The sequence below is a fragment of the Tenacibaculum litopenaei genome, from assembly GCF_964514025.1.
Classification (GTDB): domain Bacteria; phylum Bacteroidota; class Bacteroidia; order Flavobacteriales; family Flavobacteriaceae; genus Polaribacter; species Polaribacter litopenaei.
This window is the reverse complement of record NZ_CAZEQT010000001.1, coordinates 1-22,068: the sequence shown is the minus strand read 5'-3', so window position 1 is coordinate 22,068 and position 22,068 is coordinate 1. Positions and strand designations below refer to the sequence as shown.

Annotated in this window: 15 protein-coding genes; 8 read left to right on the top strand and 7 right to left on the bottom strand. The window is 37.5% G+C overall.

Annotated elements, in window-relative coordinates:
* Positions 1 to 248 precede the first annotated feature (248 nt).
* Positions 249 to 683: a TerB family tellurite resistance protein gene (locus ACKTS5_RS00075; protein WP_408041779.1), complete on the top strand. Its 435-nt coding sequence runs from the start codon at positions 249 to 251 to the stop codon at positions 681 to 683.
* Between the two features lie 48 nt (positions 684 to 731).
* Positions 732 to 1,319: a hypothetical protein gene (locus ACKTS5_RS00070; protein WP_408041778.1), complete on the top strand. Its 588-nt coding sequence runs from the start codon at positions 732 to 734 to the stop codon at positions 1,317 to 1,319.
* Between the two features lie 52 nt (positions 1,320 to 1,371).
* Here ACKTS5_RS00070 and gltX read toward each other — a convergent pair whose 3' ends face one another.
* The 3 genes from gltX to ACKTS5_RS00055 form a co-directional block, all read right to left on the bottom strand.
* The gene (gltX, locus tag ACKTS5_RS00065; RefSeq protein WP_408041777.1) at positions 1,372 to 2,886 is read right to left on the bottom strand and encodes a glutamate--tRNA ligase; all 1,515 of its coding nucleotides are present in this window, start codon (positions 2,884 to 2,886) and stop codon (positions 1,372 to 1,374) included.
* Between the two features lie 162 nt (positions 2,887 to 3,048).
* The gene (locus tag ACKTS5_RS00060; protein WP_408041776.1) at positions 3,049 to 3,624 is read right to left on the bottom strand and encodes a hypothetical protein; all 576 of its coding nucleotides are present in this window, start codon (positions 3,622 to 3,624) and stop codon (positions 3,049 to 3,051) included.
* A gap of 141 nt (positions 3,625 to 3,765) precedes the next feature.
* The gene (locus ACKTS5_RS00055; protein WP_408041775.1) at positions 3,766 to 4,608 is read right to left on the bottom strand and encodes a transporter; all 843 of its coding nucleotides are present in this window, start codon (positions 4,606 to 4,608) and stop codon (positions 3,766 to 3,768) included.
* 209 nt (positions 4,609 to 4,817) lie between these two features.
* Here ACKTS5_RS00055 and ACKTS5_RS00050 point away from each other — a divergent pair, with 209 nt between their 5' ends.
* The 4 genes from ACKTS5_RS00050 (at position 4,818) to ACKTS5_RS00035 (ending at position 16,822) form a co-directional block, all read left to right on the top strand.
* On the top strand, positions 4,818 to 8,147 hold the full coding sequence (locus ACKTS5_RS00050; protein WP_408041774.1) for a DUF4175 family protein: 3,330 nt from the start codon (positions 4,818 to 4,820) through the stop codon (positions 8,145 to 8,147).
* A gap of 247 nt (positions 8,148 to 8,394) precedes the next feature.
* The gene (ybeY, locus tag ACKTS5_RS00045; RefSeq protein WP_408041773.1) at positions 8,395 to 8,808 is read left to right on the top strand and encodes an rRNA maturation RNase YbeY; all 414 of its coding nucleotides are present in this window, start codon (positions 8,395 to 8,397) and stop codon (positions 8,806 to 8,808) included.
* A 34-nt stretch (positions 8,809 to 8,842) separates the two neighbouring features.
* Positions 8,843 to 10,720, top strand: coding sequence for a tRNA uridine-5-carboxymethylaminomethyl(34) synthesis enzyme MnmG (gene mnmG, locus ACKTS5_RS00040; protein ID WP_408041772.1), 1,878 nt, complete (start codon positions 8,843 to 8,845; stop codon positions 10,718 to 10,720).
* A 5,244-nt stretch (positions 10,721 to 15,964) separates the two neighbouring features.
* Positions 15,965 to 16,822 (top strand): class I SAM-dependent methyltransferase, encoded by an 858-nt coding sequence (locus ACKTS5_RS00035; protein WP_408041771.1) that lies wholly within the window; start codon positions 15,965 to 15,967, stop codon positions 16,820 to 16,822.
* A gap of 143 nt (positions 16,823 to 16,965) precedes the next feature.
* On the opposite strand, the gene ACKTS5_RS00030 is transcribed toward ACKTS5_RS00035, so the two are convergent.
* On the bottom strand, positions 16,966 to 17,364 hold the full coding sequence (locus ACKTS5_RS00030; RefSeq protein ID WP_408041770.1) for a DoxX family protein: 399 nt from the start codon (positions 17,362 to 17,364) through the stop codon (positions 16,966 to 16,968).
* A gap of 129 nt (positions 17,365 to 17,493) precedes the next feature.
* Between ACKTS5_RS00030 and ACKTS5_RS00025 the strand changes: the two genes are divergently transcribed.
* Together ACKTS5_RS00025 and ACKTS5_RS00020 are read left to right on the top strand one after the other, a co-directional pair.
* Positions 17,494 to 18,426: an SPFH domain-containing protein gene (locus ACKTS5_RS00025; RefSeq protein WP_408041769.1), complete on the top strand. Its 933-nt coding sequence runs from the start codon at positions 17,494 to 17,496 to the stop codon at positions 18,424 to 18,426.
* Positions 18,427 to 18,477: 51 nt separating this feature from the next.
* The gene (locus ACKTS5_RS00020) at positions 18,478 to 18,795 is read left to right on the top strand and encodes a heavy metal-binding domain-containing protein (RefSeq protein ID WP_408041768.1); all 318 of its coding nucleotides are present in this window, start codon (positions 18,478 to 18,480) and stop codon (positions 18,793 to 18,795) included.
* Positions 18,796 to 18,829: 34 nt separating this feature from the next.
* Here the strand turns inward: ACKTS5_RS00020 and tatA are convergent, their stop codons facing one another.
* The 3 genes from tatA to rnr form a co-directional block, all read right to left on the bottom strand.
* Positions 18,830 to 19,018, bottom strand: a complete 189-nt coding sequence (gene tatA, locus ACKTS5_RS00015; RefSeq protein WP_408041767.1) for a twin-arginine translocase TatA/TatE family subunit — start codon at positions 19,016 to 19,018, stop codon at positions 18,830 to 18,832.
* Between the two features lie 32 nt (positions 19,019 to 19,050).
* Complete coding sequence (locus tag ACKTS5_RS00010) at positions 19,051 to 19,728, bottom strand: GIN domain-containing protein (RefSeq protein WP_408041766.1); 678 nt, start codon at positions 19,726 to 19,728, stop codon at positions 19,051 to 19,053.
* A 110-nt stretch (positions 19,729 to 19,838) separates the two neighbouring features.
* Positions 19,839 to 22,034: a ribonuclease R gene (gene rnr, locus ACKTS5_RS00005; protein WP_408041765.1), complete on the bottom strand. Its 2,196-nt coding sequence runs from the start codon at positions 22,032 to 22,034 to the stop codon at positions 19,839 to 19,841.
* Positions 22,035 to 22,068: the final 34 nt, after the last annotated feature.

The following is a 22,068-nucleotide window of genomic DNA, read 5'->3' as shown; positions in this document are numbered from 1 at the left end:
ACTTTAAGTAGGTGATGCATACACGTATTCCAAATAATTTCAATCTTCTATAAAAAGACACTTAAAAAAGACCGTTTAAATAAACATATTTTATCAAGAAAAAATAACTATTGATAAAAACAATACCTTTAGATTTCGTAAATTTAGCTTGTACTACCGAAGAAAATATTTTCTGACGTAAACCTTAAAGGAAGGGGTGACTTTTTTACTTTTTTGAATCTAAAATTATATAACCTAAAATTTACATCATGTCTATTTCTGATATTTATTCAAGTGGAAAACACAAACAAGAGTTGGGTCATTTTGCGAGTATTGTGAAAATAGCCCAAAGTGACGGAATCATCGCAACGGAAGAGTTAAACCTATTACAACGAGCAGCACGCAAGCTCCATATTAACGAGGAGGAATACGAGAGTATTTTGAAAAATCCTAACAAATACCCTGTAAATCCACCTGTAAACTACGATGAACGCATTGAACGTTTATACCGACTGACACAAATGATTTTTGCGGATAATTCTGTTGATCCAGCCCAAGTAGTACTGCTGAGAAAGATTGCAGTAGCCTTACAATTTCCGCTAGACAATGTAGAAAAAGTTTGTGATGAATCCCTGCATTTAGTTATGAATAACAATGACTTAGACGACTACATAATAGCCATAAAAAAAGTGAATTTAGAATAAAATTATACTAAATTTACAGCTTTAAAGTTATTATTATAAAATCCCCGTATGAGAAAAACGATTTTTTTAGCAGTATGTAGTCTATTTTTCAGCGTCGGCCTAATTGCACAGAACTTAAATGAATCTTGGCAAATTGGTTTCGGAGTTGCGATGACAAAATTTAGTGAAAGCGATGCTGGCTTTATAGGAGACCAATATCAGTTTCAAGTACCGAGATTAAACCTTACCATGCCCATTGGTGAGCGACTTTCTGTGGATGCCGCAATGTCTTTTAACACCCTTGACGAGGTAGGATTCGTTTCCAACAGTGCCAAGTACTTTTCAATTGATGGTTCATTACGTTACAATTTTGACGCCATCATTGACAATTTCAGTCCTTATGTTTTTGTAGGAGGAAGTGTTGTTGACTCGGAGCGCAAAATGACGCCAACCTTTAATTTAGGAGTGGGAGGAATTTATTGGGTATCTGACCGTATTGGTATCAACCCTCAAGTGTATTACAAGCACTCACTAGAAAGTTATGAAAGTATGCGATCGCATATTCAAGGAGCTTTAAGTGTTTTGATAAAAATGGATTGGAACAACCTATTTGAAGGTGGAAATCACGCAGCTAGATCATCTGGAACGTGTTTTTAATACTTAGGTATATAAAATAAAAAAAGCGGCTTAAAACCGCTTTTTTTTGTTTTTATAAGGTAGCTATTGCATGCTTAATTCGTTGAATCGTAGCTTCTTTACCTATCATTTCCATAATATCAAATAGGTGAGGTCCTTTTAAAGCACCAACCAAGCTCAATCGGAGAGGTTGCATTACTTTTCCAAACCCAACTTCTCTCTCTGTGATCCAAGCTTTGACAATAGGCTCAGTAACATTTGCCGTCCAATCGTCAATACCTTCCAATACCTCAATTAAACCGTTCATTAATTCTGGAGTAGTTTCTTTCCATTGCTTTTTAGCAGCTTTGGCATCGAATTCCGTCGGTGCTTGGAAAAAGAAATCAGACAAATCCCAGAAATCAGTAATAAAGGTTGCTCTTTCTTTAACTAAGCTAACTACTTTTTGAATATAGTCAGCGCTTTCAGCAATTCCTCTCTCTTTTAAAATGGTTTCATACCCTTCTGAAAGGTCCTTAACAGCAGCGTTTTGCAAGTATTGTTGGTTGAACCATTTTGTTTTGTCTGGGCTGAATTTCGCCCCAGATTTGCTAACCCTATTTAAATCGAAAGCAGAAATCAACTCGTTTAAAGTAAACAATTCTTGCTCAGTACCTGGGTTCCAACCCAATAAGGCTAACATATTTACAAAAGCATCGGCAAAGTATCCGTCTTCGCGGTATCCTCTTGAAACTTCTCCTGAATTTTCATTGGTATAGGCTAACGGGAATACAGGAAATCCTAGCTTATCTCCATCACGCTTACTCAATTTACCTTTTCCAACTGGTTTTAAAATCAGTGGTAAGTGTGCAAATTTAGGTGCTTCCCACTCAAATGCTCTGTAAAGCAATACGTGTAGTGGGAGTGAAGGTAACCATTCTTCTCCGCGGATCACATGGGAAATTTCCATCAAATGATCATCAACGATGTTTGCTAAGTGATAGGTAGGCATCCCATCCGACTTAAACAACACCTTATCATCTAAGGTATTCGTGTCTATAGTAATGGTACCTCTAATTTCATCGTTCATTTCCAAACGTTCACCTTGAGGTGTTTTAAAGCGAACCACGTACTTTTCACCTGCTGCTAACTTGGCAGCAACTGCTTCTTTCGATAGAGAAAGAGAGTTATTTAGCTGTTCGCGATTGTGCCAATTGTAAATAAAGGTTTTGCCTTCCTTTTCTAAGGCATCGCGTAATTGCTGTAATTCTTCTGGTGTATCAAAAGCGTAGTACGCCTGCCCTTTTTCAAGGAGTTCCTCTGCGTACTTTTTATATAACTCCTTGCGTTCTGACTGTCTGTAAGGTCCAAATTTTTCGTTCTTTCCAGGTCCCTCATCAAATGGTATATTACACCATTCTAAAGAGTCTATAATGTATTGTTCTGCATTGGCCACATAACGTGTTTGATCTGTATCTTCAATGCGAAGAACAAATGTTCCGTTGTGTTTTTTAGCAAATAAATAATTAAATAGGGCAGTTCTTACACCTCCCATATGCAAGGGTCCTGTCGGACTCGGTGCAAATCGTACTCTTACGTTATCAGTCATGTTTTAAATCTTTAAAAAATCAGTAGTAACTGTTAAAAGTGCAAAGATACTTAACCCGATGAACCTGTGAAATGATAGACTCAAAAATAAGTAGTACTTCCATCGAAATAATTGAAGGACACAACCCCATTTTGTGAAGCGCTGCAAGCATATAGCATCGAACTACCGAATTTGAATATTATCAAAACCGAAGACCTCGGTAGGTGCACTGGTAACGTCAACTACAAAACGTATTCCTGAAACCTGTTGCAATAACCGCTCCCAATCATTGGCCGTAGCACCCGATTTCATCGTCCAATCTCCTTGGGCATTACTCGGTAATTGATTGCCTGAACAGCGCTCGATAGGGGCACACACATGCACCCATTGTCCTTTCATTGCCGTATTGTTACTCGCTGTAAAAACAGCTGCAGCCGTCGGATTCATAGGATCACCACTGTAAATTACTAATCGAGGAGCAATAGGTTCATTCAACCCACCGTCATGAAGGACTAGAAAATCCCAACACAGCGTTTTTCCGAGGTGAGCCAACCAATCTCCTTTGAACAGCTGAGGATTGTAGATATACGACAAGCCAGCTTTATCATGAACTGTAAGAAAACACTTGTCCGCTGAGTTCGAAGTACTCGTACTGGCTCTGACGGCCCTCCATGACGAGTTGACCGATACCTTATTGGTTTTACACGCAACAGCGACAATTCCGCAACAAAGAAGAAAAATTCCTACCCGATAGTTCATAAAAAAAGGCATTACTTAAACGAACTTCAAAACTCATTCAAGTAATACCTTTTATCATCAAGATTTCGACTGATAATAAGCGGTGGATACCACTCTTTTTTTCAGTGCTTTTACCTTGACAGAAAAGGGGGAAAACCCCTATTATAATTTGTAATACACTCCGAAGGTAAAGGCGGGCTTTTTAGCTACGTTACGTCCACCAAAAGCACCTCCCATAGCTGCATTTACTCCAAACTTTTGGTTGATCTCTCCGATGAGCTTAAGTCCAAACGCCGCATAACTAATATTGTTGACGTACAATCCGGTTAGGCGATTGTTTACTGGCACAACGCGATCTCCATTACCTAAAGCGGCGGAACCATCCAAAAATCCTGCTACCCAAAGCCAGCTGACAGCTTTATATCCTAATTCTCCTCCTAGTCGGTAATTACTGCTATAGGCATTGGTTCGTACATCGGCACCCGTAAAAGCTTGTATATACCAATTACTAAATCCTCTTCCCACTAATACCATCGGTGAAAAACTCCAGGCATCAAATCCTGAACGCAATCCAGAAGCAGCATCGTAAGAACTGGTATTGGCTTCTATTCCCAATTGACCAGAAATAATCCATTTTTTATTGTAAAAATTGTGCTTTACACCAAACTGAATGTTTCCGAGTTTACTCTCTGAAGCTTCAGCAGTCCAAGGAGTCGCTCCAGGAACCACGAGATCACCTGCCTTCATCATTTTTAACGGAACGGTTGCAAATAGGGTAGTGGCATCACTCACTCCATACTCACCATACAGTTGAATGGTTTGGTCGGTAATTTTTCGTTCGGTTGCATAATCGGGGTCACCGTATAACTTATCATAGTTAGAAATACTGGTAAAAGAAGCCTGTACATAGGCCTTGTTCTTTTTTTGTGTCCACGGACTTTGTGCTTGTACTGTAGTTGCAAGCCCTAGCAATGCTGTTAAGCCAAGAAGTTTAATTTGTTTCATAATTTTAAAATAACACGTTGTATAAGCGAACTCTTAATTTACTACTTAGTAGGAAATACCGAATATAAATTACAAAATTTAGTGAAAAACTCCTTTATTTTAAAAGTAGTATTTTTATAGGTTATAAGCTATAGGCAGATTTTCAAGCAAAATCATGATTGCCTGCTAGCAATCGGAAGTGAGTAACGAAAGTAACAAAGCTGAAAAAGATGAATGAATTCAAAAATATAGAGTCAAAACTAGCACAATTCAGTAAGAAGTATTATACCAATGAACTGATTAAAGGGAGTATTTTTTTCTTTGCATTAGGGATTTTGTACTTACTGTTCACCTTGGTTATTGAGCACTTTTTATGGTTAAAACCTACATTTCGCACCTTGCTCTTTTGGCTTTTCATCGCTGTGGAATTGTATTTATTACTCCGGTTTATTTTATTTCCTCTGTTTAAATTATTCGGTTTACAACAAGGGATTAGCCCTGAAGAGGCCTCTAGTATCATTGGAAATCACTTTCCGGAAGTTAGTGACAAGCTCACCAACGTTCTGCAATTACAAAAGCACGGTCAGTATTCCGAGTTACTTCAAGCTAGCATTGCACAAAAATCATTAGAGCTAGAAACCGTTCCTTTCGGAAAGGCAATCAATTTTACGGCCAACAAAAAGTACTTGCTCTTTGCTGCGATTCCTGTGCTGTTTTGGATTTTGAGTTTTGTAACCGGTTTTAGTTCGAAACTATCAAATAGTTTAGAGCGCGTGTTAAATCACCAAACCGCATACGCTCCACCAGCTCCTTTTTCGTTTGCTTTAACAACCGATGATCTAAAGGTTATCAAAGGGAGTTCTTTCACCCTTTTTGTTCAAGCATCGGGAACTGTACTTCCCGAAAATGCGAAAATAAGCTTCCAAAATCAGGAATATTACCTACACAATGAAGGAAACGGTCTTTTTTCTTATGCTTTTGAAAATATCCAGACCTCTTTTCCTTTCTTTATCAGTGCTAATGGAGTACAATCGGACACTTACGAGATAAGCGTAGTAAATACTCCGACCATTCGAAATATTGAGTTGGTACTGCAATATCCAGCTTACTTGGGTAAAAAAAATGAAACACTCAACAATGCTGGAAATGTCATTGTTCCACAAGGAACATCCGTACAATGGAAGGTAAAAACATCACAAACTACCGCCGTTCAATTTAAGCATAACACAAAGACCGAAGCGTTTACAACAACTGCAGAAGACGAGTTTAGCTATCGTTTAAAAGCACTTGAGAACATCAATTACAGTATTAGTACATCGAATGAAAATTTAAAAAATTACGAAGAGCTCAGTTTTTCGATTCAAGTAGTTAAAGACGAATTTCCCAGTATTATCATCGAGAGCAATATCGACAGTATCACGCGAGGAAATGCACAATTTGCAGGTCAAATTTCCGATGACCACGGTTTTAGTAAATTAGAGCTCAACTATAAAAGCACTACGGATGAGCAGGCCAGCAAGAAGTCGATTTCTTTAAGTAACGACCTAGTACAGTCTTTTTATTACGAATTTCCCGGTACTATCCAGTTGCCTACTGCAGGAACATACGAACTGTACTTTACGGTATACGACAACGACCGTGTTAACGGAGCAAAACGCACCCAAAGCAAGAAATTTTTCTACCGACAAAAAAGCAGCGAGGAACTCGAAGAAGAGCTTTTAGAAGAACAAAAAGGACAAATAAATCAGCTCAAACAATCTTTGCAGAAACAACAACAAAGCAAACGCGAGCTCGAAAAAATCCAGCTCGATTTACAAAACAAAGACCAACTTAACTGGAGCGATAAAAAGAATATTCAAAATCTATTACAGCGTCAACAACAATACAGGCAAATGATGCAAAAGCAAAGTCAGCTATTGCAAGAGAACTTAGAGGAAAAAGAAGAGCAAAATGAAGATCTCCAACAGAAAAAAGAGGACCTACAGAAGCGCATAGAGGAATTGAAAAAACTGGAGAAACAACAAAAGTTATTGGATGAACTTAAAAAGCTCGCAGAGAAGTTAAGCAAAGAAGAACTGATAAAAAAAACCAAGGAACTCGCTGAGCAAAACAAACAGCAAGAGAAGAGTTTGGAACGCATTTTAGAAATGACCAAGCGTTACTATGTAGAGCAAAAAATGAATCAAATTGCCGATATGCTCGATAAAACCGCTAAAAAACAAGAGGCCTTAAGCAACAAAGAAACACAGCAAAACGACGCTAAAAAAACGGATACGAAAGAACAACAAGCAAAGCTTAAGAAGGATTTTGACTCCATTAAAAAAGAATTAAAAGACTTAAAAAAAGAAAATTCTAAGCTCAAAGAGCCTATGCAATTACCAGAAATGGATTCGCTTCAAAAAGAAACGGAGCAAGAAATGCAAAAGGCTCAAGAAAATTTAGAAAAGAATAATTCTGAAAAAGCCAAAAAGAACCAGAAAAAGGCAGCTCAAAAAATGCAAGAAATGAGCAAAAAAATGCAGCAGAGTATGCAATCGATGAGTGCGGAGATGCAAGAAGAGAACATGGAAAGTTTACGCCAGGTACTCGAAAATTTGGTTACCTATTCCTTTAAACAAGAGAAACTCATGCAAGATTTTGGTGAAATAAACGCTGATCACCCTAGCTTTAGTAAAAACTTAAAACGTCAATACCAGCTTAAAACCTATTTTGAACATATAGATGACAGTTTGTTTACCTTGTCTATGCGTGTACCTAGCATCAGTACTAAAATTCAAGACGAGCTTGCCAATGCCCATTATAACATAGACCAATCCTTAGAAAACTTAGCGGATAATCGCATCCGTCGAGGGGTCTCTAACCAGCAATATGTAATGACCTCTGCTAACACCTTAGCTGACATGTTGAGTAATACCTTAGATGCCATGCAGAACCCCAAGCAAGGAATGGGAAAAGGAAAGGGGAAAGGGAAATCGTTTAGCCTACCCGACATTATTCAACAGCAAAATGAATTGATGGAGAAAATGAAAAACGGGATGAAAAAATCGCAACAGGGACAACCTAAAAAGGGAAAAGGAAAGCAAAAAGGTAAAGGCAAGGAACAAGGACAACAAGAAGGGCAACAAGGACAGCAGAGTGAGGAGATGAATGGCAAACTCTATCAGATTTACAAAGAACAAGCGCAGTTACGTCAACAGCTTCAAGATGCCTTAAAGAAAGGCAAAGGGGGGAATGGAAATGCCAAGAAAATTGTAGAGAAAATGGAAGATTTAGAGAACAAAATTCTTGAGCAAGGGTTTAACCAGGGAGTGATCGAGCGCATGCGCCAATTAAACTACGAATTACTAAAACTAGACAAAGCTAGTTTCGAGCAAGGGCGCAAAAAAGAACGCGAATCAAATACCAACCGTAAAAATTACGGTACTTCAAACCAGAAAAGTCTAAAATTCAAGAAGCTATTTAAAAACCAGACCGAAATATTACGCAGACAATCCCTACCTTTGCGCGACGATTTGAAACAAAAGGTCAAAAACTACTTTAACAGTACCCAAAAACAGTAATTTATAGTTCGTTGTATCGATAAAGGAACCTGAAGTTCCTAGAACAGGCTGTTGAATACTGGGGAATGTAGTTGAGAACCGACCTGATAAGGTAGCTTATTTGCAAATCCGTTTCCTTATAATTCGGGAGTTGGTAGTAAGAGGGGATTGTTTCAACTATCGTTTCCCATAGTTTTCTGATTAACCACAACTAATTTCAGAGGCTACAGGTATTTAAAAGATTTCGATTTACAGCAAAAGATATACAATGATTGAATTTAATTACGAACTAGATTTTTCCTTAGAAAATGAAGCAAGCACCCGTCAATGGATTATTGACTGCATTACTAAAAACGAAGGAGAAGTAGGAGATGTCAACTACATCTTCTGTGACGATGCGTACTTGCATAAAATTAATGTAGAGTTTTTACAGCACGATACGCTTACTGATATTATCAGCTTTGATTACACTTTAGGAAAACTCGTAGGTGGAGACATTTTTATTTCCATTGAACGAGTAAAGGAAAATGCTAAAGAATTTGGTGTTACCTTTGCAAATGAATTGCATCGTGTTATCATTCACGGTATTCTTCATTATTTAGGTTATAAAGACAAAACCGATGAAGAGAAAGCTGAAATGCGTGCAAAAGAAAATGAATGTTTAGAATTATTAAATCCATAACAAAAAACGAGTTCCACGTGGAACTGAAATAAAGATGAGTTTATTTAGTACGACATACGACGTCATTGTAGTAGGAGGAGGGCATGCCGGTAGTGAGGCAGCTGCAGCCAGTGCAAATATGGGTGCAAAGACTTTGTTAATTACAATGAACTTACAGAACATCGCTCAAATGAGTTGTAATCCTGCCATGGGAGGAATTGCAAAAGGGCAAATAGTGAGAGAAATCGATGCATTAGGAGGTTATAGCGGTATCGTAACTGATAAAACGGCGATCCAATTTAAAATGCTTAACAAGTCAAAAGGTCCTGCTATGTGGAGCCCTAGAGCGCAATCAGACCGTATGCAATTTGCTGAATGTTGGCGTACCTTACTGGAACAAACCGAAAACTTAGATTTTTATCAGGATTCTGTTAATGGATTATTGTTTGATGAAAATCAAATTGTAGGAGTTAAAACCGCTTTAGGCTTAGAAATTAAGTCGCGAACGGTTATTGTAACTGCGGGTACCTTCTTAAACGGGCTAATCCATATCGGAGAAAAGACTTTCGGTGGAGGTAGAGCCGGTGAAGGAGCTTCAACAGGAATCACAGAAGACCTGGTTGCTAAAGGATTTGAGGCCGGTCGTATGAAAACAGGTACTCCTCCAAGAGTTGATGGACGTTCGTTGGATTACTCTAAAATGACAGAACAACCTGGAGATGAAAACCCAGAAAAATTCTCTTATTTACCAGTTACACGTCCGCTTACACAGCAACGTTCGTGTTATTTAACCTATACCAATCCGGAAGTTCACGAGCTCTTAAAAGAAGGATTTGACCGATCACCGATGTTTAACGGTCGTATCAAATCAACAGGTCCTCGTTATTGTCCTTCGGTAGAAGATAAAATCAATCGATTTGCAGAGAAAGAACGCCATCAGGTTTTTGTAGAACCAGAAGGTTGGAACACTGTTGAAATTTATGTTAATGGATTTTCAACTTCATTACCCGAAGATGTACAGGACAAAGCTATCAGAGCTATTCCTGGATTTGAAAATGTAAAATTCTTCAGATATGGGTACGCAATCGAGTACGATTATTTCCCGCCTACGCAATTAAAACACAATCTAGAAACTAAGCTGATTGAAAACTTATTCTTTGCAGGGCAAATTAACGGAACAACAGGATATGAAGAAGCTGCAGCCCAAGGCTTGATGGCCGGAGTAAATGCAGCACTTAAAACCCAAAACAAAGCGCCATTCATTTTAAAGAGAAGTGAAGCTTATATTGGAGTTTTAATTGACGATTTAATTACGAAAGGAACAGAAGAACCGTATCGAATGTTTACTTCTAGAGCCGAATACAGAACGTTATTACGTCAGGACAATGCCGATTTGCGTTTGACAGAGAAATCGTTCGAGTTAGGTTTAGCAACTCAAGAACGCTTTGATAGAGTACAAGCCAAAAAAGAAAAGACACAAAAGCTCATTGATTTTCTTGAGAATTTAAGTGTTACTAAAGAGGAAATGAACCCTATTTTAGAGGCAAAAAATCTCGCTTTGATCAACCAATCAATGAAGCTCTATAAAATTGCTGCTCGTCCGCAATTGAATTTCGAAGATTACGCATCCTTAGCTAAACTAGCTGCTTTTACTGAAGAACATGAGATAGACGGTGAAATTATAGAGCAGGTAGAAATACATTTAAAATACGCTGGATATATCGCGAAAGAAAAGAATAATGCCGACAAATTAAACAGACTTGAGAATGTTCCGATTCCTTCAAGTTTCGATTACACAAAAGTAAAATCGCTTTCGTTTGAGGCCAGAGAAAAGTTGAGTAAAATTCAACCTACTTCAATATCTCAAGCAAGTAGAATTAGTGGTGTATCGCCAAGTGATATTTCCGTACTACTCGTATATATGGGGCGTTAATCGCTGAATAGTATAAAACAAAAAAGAGGTTCTATAAAGAGCCTCTTTTTTTTTCACACTTATATCGTATGTTAAACACAAACAATACTTATACAACGATAAAAAGTTTTATATAGTATACACAGCATAGCGATTTTATAGCTAATCTTAAATATTTCTTTTTGACAAGCAGTAACACCGCATTTCAAGCCCAAATTACGCCCTTAGAACGAAGAATACTCTTTAAAAGATCAATGTAACCTGAACACTATTTTAAAACGGTAAAAAGCGTTAAAAACGAATTTAAAGAGGGCATACGTACCTCAGAATATTCCGGAAACACTTCATAAGTTAATTCGACCAGGTGTATTACATGAGCAGCATGATTTTATAAAAAGTGAGGAGCTCCTTAGTATATACTTCTACTTAGCTATAGCAAACAACACAGATCAGGAAAAGCTACATTAAATTAAACTTTGCACTCAGAAAAGGAGAGAAGCCTCTTTCCTTTACTATGGATATCTCGTAAAAACATCACACAGTTAAAAACACCTAAGTACGGCATTATAGTACTACAGCGTTCCACGAGAAACATCCTAACAAGACTGCTAAAAAGTATAGCTGAGTATAACGTATACAAAACCTCAAAGAGGACTTCTAGGCATGCCTAAAACTCAAATTCAAGCACTCCTAAAAATACAATCGCGTTCATCAGGAATACCTAAATCAAATTAAAATGTGTCCTCGAAACAGGAGAGCCCCCTCTTTCCTTAACGATGGATATCTCGTGAAAACATTCCTCAATTGATAACACTTGTTATCGTATTCCAGTACGACAGCGTTCCACGAGAAACATCCAAATTAGTCTGCTAAAAAGTATAGCTAAATATAACGTATACAAAACTTCAAAAGAGGGCTTCTTAGCATTCCTAAAATTCAAATCCAAGTACTCCTAAAAACGCAATCGAATAGATCAGGAACACCTATATCAAATTAAAATGTGCCCTCGGAAAAGGAGAGAAGCCTCTTTCCCTAACAATGGATATCTCGTAAAAACATTCCTCAATTGATAACACTTGATATCGTATTCCAGTACGACAGCTTTCCACGAGAAACATTCAAACAAGACTTCTAAAAAGTATCGCTGAGTATGACGTATACAAAACCTCAAAGAGGGCTTCTTGGCATATCTAAAGCTCGAATCAGAGCACCCCTAAAAACGCTATTACATAGATTAGGAAGACATAGATTAAACTAAACAGCACCACAAAAAAGGAGAGGAGTCTCTTTCCTTAACTATGGATCTCGATTGAAAACAATCCTCAATTGAAAACACCAGAGCACGGTATTCCAGTACAACAGCGTTCCACGAGAAACATCTAAATAATCCTGCTAAAAAGTATAGTAAATTATAGCGTGTCCAAAACCTCAAAGAGGGCTTTCAGGCATTCCTAAAACTCGAATCAGAGCACCCCTAAAAACGCAATTGCATAGATTAGGAAGGCATAGATTAAACTAAACAGCACCATTAAAAAAGGAGAGGAGCCTCTTTCCTTAACTATCGATATCTCGTGAAAACATTCCTCAATTCAAAACACCAGAGCACGGTATTCCAGTACAACAGCGTTCCACGAGAAACATCCAAATAATCCTGCTAAAATGTATCGCTGAGTATGACGTTTGCAAAACCTCAAAGAGGGCTTCTTGGCATTCCTAAAATTCAAATCCAAGTACTCCTAAAAACGCAATCGAATAGATCAGGAACAGCTAAACCAAATTAAACAGCATCTTCCGAAAAGGAGAGGAACTTTTTTTCAAACACCTTTGGATTATTAGCATAAACATCCAGCAGTTAGAAACACCAGAGTACAGTATTCTTGTACACAAGCGTTCCACGAGAAACATCCAAATTAGTATGCTAAAAAGTATAGCTGAAAATAACGTGTGCAAAACCTTAAAAAGGGCTTCTTGGCATTCCTAAAATTCAAATCCAAGTACTCCTAAAAACGCAATCGAATAGATCAGAAACACCTACATCAAATTAAAATGTGCCCTCGGAAAAGGGGAGAAGCCTCTTTCCTTAACTATGGATATCTCGTAAAAACATCACACAGTTAAAAACACCTGAGTTCGGCATTCTAGCACTGCAGCGTTCCACGAGAAACATCCAAATTAGTCTGCTAAAAAGTATAGCTGAGTATAACGTATACAAAACCTCAAAAGAGGGCTTCTAGGCATACCTAAAATTCGAATCCAAGTGCTCCAAAAAACACAATTGCATGGATCAGGAAGGCATAGATTAAATTAAACAGCACCATTAAAAAAGGAGAGGGCCTCTTTCCTTAACTATGGATATCTTGTGAAAACATCATACAGTTAAAAATACCTAAGTACGGCATTATAGTACTACAGCATTCCACGAGAAACATCCAAACAAGCTTGCTAAAAAGTATAACTAAGCATCGTACAAACAGAACTAGAAAAAGGGCTTTCAGGCATACCTAAAACTCGAATCAGAGCATCCCTACAAACGCAATCGAATAGACCAGAATCACCTAAATCAAATTACAATGTGCACTCGGAAAAGGAGAGAAGCCTCTTTCCTTTACTATGAATATCTAGTAAAAACATTACTCAATTAAAAACATCTGTCATGGTATTCCCGAACGACAGCGTTCCACGAGAAACATCCAAACAAGTCTGCTAAAATGTATAGCCGAGAATAGTGCTTGGAAAACCTCTAAGAGGGCTTCTTAGCATTCCTAAAATTCAAATCCAAGTGCTCCTAAAAATACAATCACGTTCATCAGGAACAGCTACATTAAATTAAACTATACACTCGGAAAAGGAGAGAAGCCTCTTTCCTTAACGATCGATATCTCGTGAAAACAATGCTCAATTGAAAACACCAGAGCACGGTATTCCAGTACAACAGCGTTCCACGCGAAACATCTAAATAATCCTGCTAAAAAGTATAGCTGAATATAACGTATACAAAACCTCTAAGAGGGCTTCTTAGCATTCCTACAAATCAAATCCAAGTACTCCTAAAAATACAATCGCGTTCATCAGGAATACCTAAATCAAATTACAATGTGCACTCGGAAAAGGAGAGAAGCCTCTTTCCTTAACTATGGATATCTCGTGAAAATATTACTCTATTGAAAACATCTATCATGGTGTTCCTGTACGACAGCGTTCCACGAGAAACATCCTAACAAGCCTGCTAAAAAGTATAGCTGAATATAACGTATACAAAACTTCAAAAGAGGGTTTCTTGGCATTCCTAAAATTCAAATCCAAGTACTCCTAAAAACGCAATCGCACAGATCAGGAACAGCTACATTAAATCAAACTATACGCTCAGAAAAGGAGAGAAGCCTCTTTCCTTAACTATGGATATCTCGTAAAAACATTCCTCAATTGATAACACTTGTTATCATGTTCCAGTACAACAGCGTTCCACGAGAAACATCCAAACAAGCCTTCTAAAAAGTATAGCCAAGCATAGCCTATACAAAACCTCAAAAAGGGCTTCTTAGCATTCCTTAAGCTCGAATCCAAGTGCTCCTAAAAATACAATTGCATAGATCAGGAACAGCGACATTAAATTAAACTATGCACTCAGAAAAGGAGGGATGTCTCTTTCCTTAACTATGGATATCTCGTGAGACCATTCCTCAATTGAAAACACCTGTCATGGTATTCCAGTACGACAGCGTTCCACGAGAAACATCCAAACAAGACTGCTAAAAAGTACGATCCATCAGAAGGGCTACGAATGCCAAAAGAAGTTTATCAGACATTTCAAAACTTCCATACGAGCCTTTCAGAAATTGAGTCATTTTTAAAACGATAAATCAATTTGACTAGTAGTATCACAAAAGGGAAGTGTTCCTCTTTTCATTTGGCTATTTCATAGCTACTCATCCAACCATTAATAGCTACTCAGAACAGAAAGTACTAAAAAAACGAACCTACACGACCAAACCTGGGCAATAAAAAAACTAAAAAACATTGCTTCCGATCACCATCCTAAAACAGATATACAGACTCCGAATCGGAAATACAACTTCATTAGGAGAACCCGCGTATTATTCAAAAAACAGCATCACTAAAGAAATGCTAAAACAATTTGCGGATTATTGTTCCACGAGGAACATCATAACCTAGCTCAAAAAGAAATTTCCAAGAACAACTACTCCGACAGTAGGAGGTATGCATAAAGAGATCAATACACCATTTTCAGGAACCGCATCCTATAATGCCTATTACTATATATTTAAATCCCAGCATTGCTTCCCTTCCTTTCCTAAACTATTAAATCATAAAAAGGAGGTCCAAGAAGAAACGTCGAATTTCGAACATTAGTTTAGCTAAAAATATTGGTAAGGTTCCTCGTGGAACCACCAAATTCAAAAAGAGTACTGATCAAACAAAGAATCACAAATAGAAATTCAACAGCTTAAAATAGTCAAGTAGAAAACCTACCCAAAAAAGTAGGGTAGTAGTGCCTCATAAAAACAAAAGCTTTTACTTGTAAAAATACATTTGCTAAACACATTTGCTAATTATGTTCCCCGTGGAACAAGTAATGGTTTCATAAAAATCTCTATAACTAAACCGAAAAAATAACTACTCGATACTTATGCGAAAAAAGCACCTAGAAATCAACCCCATAAAATAGGAGGGGAGTTTTGCATCGAACATTAACCAACTCTCAAAACAACAGAGAAAAACTATTACCAAAGAAAAAATGCTCAAACCATTGGCATGGAATGTTCCTCGTGGAACACCTCTTCTTAAAATTCGAAATACCAATTCGAAAAAAACAACCTACTTGACATCCAATTTTTGTCGAAATTCTAGTTATGCTAAGATATTTAGCTCTTATGTTCCACGAGGAACATCAGTAATTCATAAAAATTAAGAGAAACAAAACCACTACAACACAGGAAAAAAAAAAGCAATGTTCCACGGGGAACATAAATCCTACCCTAAACTATTGATATCATAATAGTAACCACAAAAATTAAAATTTCAGTGGACAACGCTCTTAGTTACTATTTAAAAGAGAAGCACAATATTTGAACAGCCACTTGCAAAATCAATTAGCAATCCAGCTATCAAAAGTCATTTGCAGAAGAAAAATAGAAATCTCTATTAGGCATAAAATATATCTGCTGGCCGTCAATCTTACTAATCAAAATTTCGTAATATTGTACTAGTGAATTCCTCTTTCAATAGGAAATAAAACCATCATCCTTGGATACTACAAAAAAATATAGTACTGGTGCTGTGCCCTACTTAACCTGTATAGATCATACTGTCTCAAACGAATCGTATCAACTAGTATATAACAGCGAATACGACATGCTCGTAACTACACCAGTACCTCAAAACTTGGCTTCATATTATGAAAGCGAAGCTTATATCTCACATACCGATCGTTCTAAAGGTCTGTTTGAAACCACCTATCAATTGGTAAAAAAATACGCACTCAAAAAAAAACTTAGTCTTATAAATCAGCAAACAGCTGGTCCTAAAAAGATACTAGATATTGGTGCAGGTACCGGCGATTTTTTAAAGGTCTGTAAAGATAACGGTTGGGATGTTACCGGAGTTGAACCTTCAGCTGTAGCCCAACAATACGCACAAGAAAAAGGACTGCAACTTCATACGGAACTAGCTGAAGTAGTCCAACAAGAATTTGAAGTGATCACCATGTGGCATGTATTAGAACACGTACGTGATTTAGATAGCTATATAGAACAACTTAAAAAATTACTTAGCCCCACAGGTACCTTAGTTATTGCTGTTCCGAACTTTAAAAGTTACGATGCCCAGCATTATAAATCCTTTTGGGCAGCTTTCGATGTTCCCAGACATCTTTGGCATTTTTCTAAAGAAAGTATTAAAAGACTGTTTAAGCCTTATGGCCTCCAGCTACAAGAAACGAAGCCCATGAAATTTGATGCCTATTACGTGAGCTTATTAAGTGAGAAATATAAAACGGGAAGTATGCGACCTATTCGTGCCATGATGCAAGGATTTAAATCGAATTGGCAAGCAAAAAAGACACAGGAATACTCATCGTTGATTTATCTGCTAAAAAAAGTATAAAAACCTACATAAAGCCATTTTAAAGAACTTTTACCAAGACAGGCTTATTGGTAGATTCAAAACAAAATAAAACCTCTTAAAATTGATTTTTTAAGAGGTTTTTCAATAAGTATATCTTATACTATTTTTAGTAGTAATAAATTTTAATGATTTAAAATATACATACCTAAAACGGTAATAATAAAATATACCGCCAAGGTCATTGCTCCTGCATAATCTTTAGCTAAGCGTTGTCCTATTAATAAAAATATCAACGTCAAAGCCGACAATTGTACTCCGAGCAAGGCCAATGATTTTGCTCCCGTGGTCATAATGTTAAATGCACCAACGAACATGAAGGCCCCTGCGAGTAATTCAATTACCAAAATGATCGCTAACAACAGCGGGACCATATTTCGCAACGGCGAGTTTTTGAAATGACCTTTAATAAACTCTAAATTACCTTTCCAGTCAGAAACCTTGTCGATACCAGATTGTAAAAACGTGACTATTAAAAACAACAATATTAAAAGTGCAGTTGCATTATTTTGAATAAGTTCCATATAATTGATTTTTAGCAAATATAAGAGTTCTTAAAAAAAATGTAACATTTATTAAATTCTGCGTCTAATAGCTGTAAGATTTATCGATCTTAGTAAAAAAAAATTCAATCACTTTAAATACTTTTTATTATGCCAATTCCATACATCGTAGTCACGGTACTCGGAGTGCTCGTCCTATTATCGTCATTTTTCATTATTAAACAGCAAACTGCAGGCGTTATCGAACGTTTTGGACGATTCAGAAGCATACGCCATTCTGGACTTCAATTCAAAATTCCATTAGTAGATAGAATCGCTGGAAAACTGAGCTTAAAAATTCAACAATTAGATGTAATTGTAGAAACAAAAACCTTGGATGACGTATTTGTGAAGCTCAAAGTTTCTGTGCAGTATAAAGTTATCAAAGAAAAGGTATACGAGGCCTTTTATAAGCTAGATTATCCTCACGATCAAATTACTTCATACGTATTTGACGTAGTACGTGCAGAAGTACCTAAAATGCGCTTAGACGATGTATTTGTAAAGAAAGACGATATTGCCATTGCGGTAAAGTCAGAATTGAATGACGCTATGATGGAATACGGATACGATATCATCAAAACCTTAGTTACAGACATCGATCCAGATGCACAGGTGAAAGAAGCGATGAACCGTATCAACGCCTCTGAACGTGAAAAAGTAGCTGCTCAATACGAGGGAGACGCTCAGCGTATCCTTATCGTAGAGAAAGCGAAAGCAGAAGCAGAAAGCAAACGTTTACAAGGTCAAGGTATTGCTGATCAACGTAGAGAAATTGCACGTGGTTTAGAAGAATCAGTAGAAGTTCTTAATAAAGTAGGAATCAACAGCCAAGAGGCATCAGCACTTATTGTTGTTACCCAGCACTACGATACCTTACAAGCCATTGGAGCGGACACCAATAGTAACCTCATACTACTTCCGAATTCACCTCAGGCCGGAAGTGATATGTTAAACAATATGGTGGCGAGTTTTACCGCCAGTAACCAAATTGGAGAAGCCATGAAAGAAGCCAAAAACAAGAAAAAAGGAAACGATAACTAATCGAAAGCGCTGAGGTCATAGCCTCAGCGTTTTTATTTTAAAACTAGAAAAATGAAAGTAACCACTACCCCGACCTTCCAAGGTCAAGACATTCAAAGCTATCACGGTATTGTTACCGGAGAAACTATTATAGGTGCCAATATTTTTAAGGATTTCTTTGCGGGAATCAGAGATATCGTCGGTGGACGCTCAGGATCCTATGAAAAAGTCCTCAGAGAGGCGAAAGACATCGCCTTAAAGGAAATGCAGCAACGCGCACGAGAAATTGGCGCAAATGCCATTGTAGGCGTAGATTTAGACTATGAAACCGTCGGACCTAATGGCGGTATGCTTATGGTGACTGCTTCAGGAACAGCAGTTACTGTATAAACCAAAAAAAACGAATCCCTAAGGATTCGTTTCTTTATTTTTTCTCTTCTATCTTATCGTCTTCTTCAGATTTGGTAGCATCCTTGAATTCTCGGATACCCGTACCCAATCCTTTCATTAATTCTGGAATTTTTCGACCTCCAAAAAGTAACAATACTAAGGCTACAACTATGGCAATTTGCCAAGGTCCCATTATTCCTAAAAATATAGTAAGTGCCGTCATTTTTAATCTAATTTATTGACAAAGATACAAAATTAACTTCTGTGTTCAATTACTCCACCAATTACTTTTTTATCTTTTAAAACTTCAGGCTTTCCCTTGTAGAAGATTGAACCGCCAAAAGATACCTTAGCGTCTAAGGTTTCTCCAGACTGAACTTCTGCCTTGGCTCCTGACCCAGCACGAACGATATTCATGGCTGAGACATTCACGTTATAGCCGTGGTAATTTGCTCCCAAATCAACGTGTACCGTTTGATTTTTGGCCTCACCCGTAAGTTTCACTACTGCACCCGAGGTACTTTTCACCTTAAGGTGCTTTACTTTCACCACCATGTTGATAAAAGCGCCTTCTTGCGCTTTAATTTCAACCATATTCTGACGTAGGTCAGCTGAAGTAATTAGGGCGCCTTCATTGGCATCAATAACCGCTATATCATTTTTGTAATACAGAGTTATTTTAGCCTTACCCTCCGCACTTGTTTCCGGGAACGTCAATACGATCTTTAAGCGATCATTGTCCGCTTTAAAACGAACCTTTGCTGACTTCTCACCAGTAATCACGGCATAGGTTTTATCAGACTTGACTAATTTTACATCAATTCCGTTATATACTTTCAAGGTTTTAAAACTTCCTAAATCCTTGGTTATCTTGTTCTGAGCTAGTGTTAAAAAACTAACAAACAACAAACTAACTGCCAATACATTTTTCATTTTTCTGTTATTTAGTGTTTCATAATGACATGAAACTCCCTTCAAAAGGGCAAATATCATACCATTACTATAAAGACAAATATTGCAATTTATTGTTACACTTGCACAAATTAATGTGAAATCAATTCGAAATCCAGGTGTTTTCGTTCTAAATCAGTGTGCTTAACTTTTACCACTACTTCATCACCGAGTTGAATTCGCGCCTGAGTTGCCTGTCCAACCACCGCAAACTCCTTCTCTTCAAAAATGTAATAATCGTCTTTCAAATCTTTGATACGCACCATTCCCTCACATTTATTGCTTGAAATTTCAACGTAGATTCCCCATTCTGTTACTCCAGAAACCACTCCTTCAAACTCTTGATCCTTGTGATCTTCCATGTATTTTACTTGCATGTACTTAATAGAATCACGTTCCGCTTTTGAAGCGAGCTCTTCCATTTTCGAAGAATGTTTACAGCGTTCTTCGAAAACCTCCGATTTCGGGCTCTTTCCGCCATCCAAATAATGTTGAAGTAACCTGTGGGTCATAACATCCGGATAACGTCTTATAGGCGATGTAAAATGCGAATAATAATCAAATGCTAAACCGTAATGACCGATGTTTTGCGTAGTATAGGCAGCCTTACTCATAGAGCGAATGGCTAAAGTTTCCACCATATTGGCCTCTCCCTTCCCATGAACGTCTTTCAACAACTTGTTTAAACTTTCAGAAGTTTTCTCTTTAGTTTCTGTGTTGATTTTATATCCAAATTTGTTCACAATATTCTGAAGCGCTGCCAATTTTTCAACATCAGGTTCGTCGTGTACCCTGTAAACAAATGTTTTATTGGTAGCTCTACCCTTTGCAAAACCGATAAATTCAGCCACTTTTCTATTGGCCAAGAGCATAAATTCTTCAATCAACTTATTGGCGTCTTTAGCCTCTTTGAAAAATACACCTGTCGGGTTTGCATCAGCGTCTAAATGAAATTTTACTTCCACTTTATCAAAAGATATCGCCCCGTCTTTCATACGTTTTTTACGCAAAATTTTCGCTAAGCGATCCATGGTTAAAACTGCATCCACTATAGGTTGCTCCACTTCGTAAGCAGCCCCCGTTAAAGACACCTCTTCCGGCACTGTATTTCCGCCTGACTCAATAATAGCTTGGGCTTCTTCATAGGCAAATCGCTTGTCCGAATAGGTCACCGTTCGTCCGAACCAAGTACCTACTATTTCAGCCTTAGTATTCATTTCAAACACGGCCGAAAAAGTCAGTTTTTCTTCATTTGGTCGCAGTGAACACACGCCATTTGAAAGCATTTCAGGTAACATCGGTACTACTCTATCTACCAAATACACAGAAGTCGCTCTATTGTATGCTTCCACATCCAAAGGCGTATCTTCTTGTACGTAATGAGAAACATCAGCGATGTGGATTCCTATCTCGTAATTCCCATTTTCTAACACGGTAAACGAGAGTGCATCATCAAAATCTTTGGCATCTCGAGGATCGATGGTAAACGTTAAATCACCACGCATATCTCGTCGTTTCCCTACTTCCTCTTCGGTAATTTCTATTGGAAGTTTACGAGCTTCGTTTTCGATGTCCGTCGGAAACTCGTGCGGTAAACCATATTCCAATAAGATCGAATGAATTTCCGTATCGTGTTCACCCGGCTTTCCGAGCACCGTATCAATTTTACCAAAAGGATTTTTCGAATTCTCAGGCCAATCTGTAATTTTGGCCAATACTTTATCGCCGTGTTCGGCTCCATTAATCTTACTTTTTGGAATAAAAATATCGGCGTACATTTTGGGACTATCTGGTAACACAAAACCAAAAGTTTTATTCAGTTGTAATACACCAACAAACTCCTGTTTTGCACGTTCGATAATCTCTACAACATCTGCCTCTACCTTGTTACTTCGGCGTTTTTTGTATACATAGGCACGAACGAGATCGTCGTGTAACCCCTTACCTAGATTCACAGAAGGTACAAAAATATCCTCCTCAAAATCATCAGACATAAAATAGGCGTTCCCATTAGAGGTAACGTCTAACTTACCTATATGATACTTGCGATCCTCATTTATTTTATACTTACCACGCTCTACTTCAATAATTTTCTTACTGACTGTTAAAGACACCAATTTTTGCAAAATTTGTGTTTTACCGTCCGTATCATTGATGCGTAATTTAGCGGCAATTTGTTTATAGTTATAGGTTTTATTACTATCCTCGTTAAGTATTTTGAATATTTTTCGGGTCAAATCTTTGATTACTTTTCCCTTTTTTTTGTAGATTTTTTTCTTTCTAGTCATTAATCTTTCGTCTTATAAAATTTTTAGCAAAGTA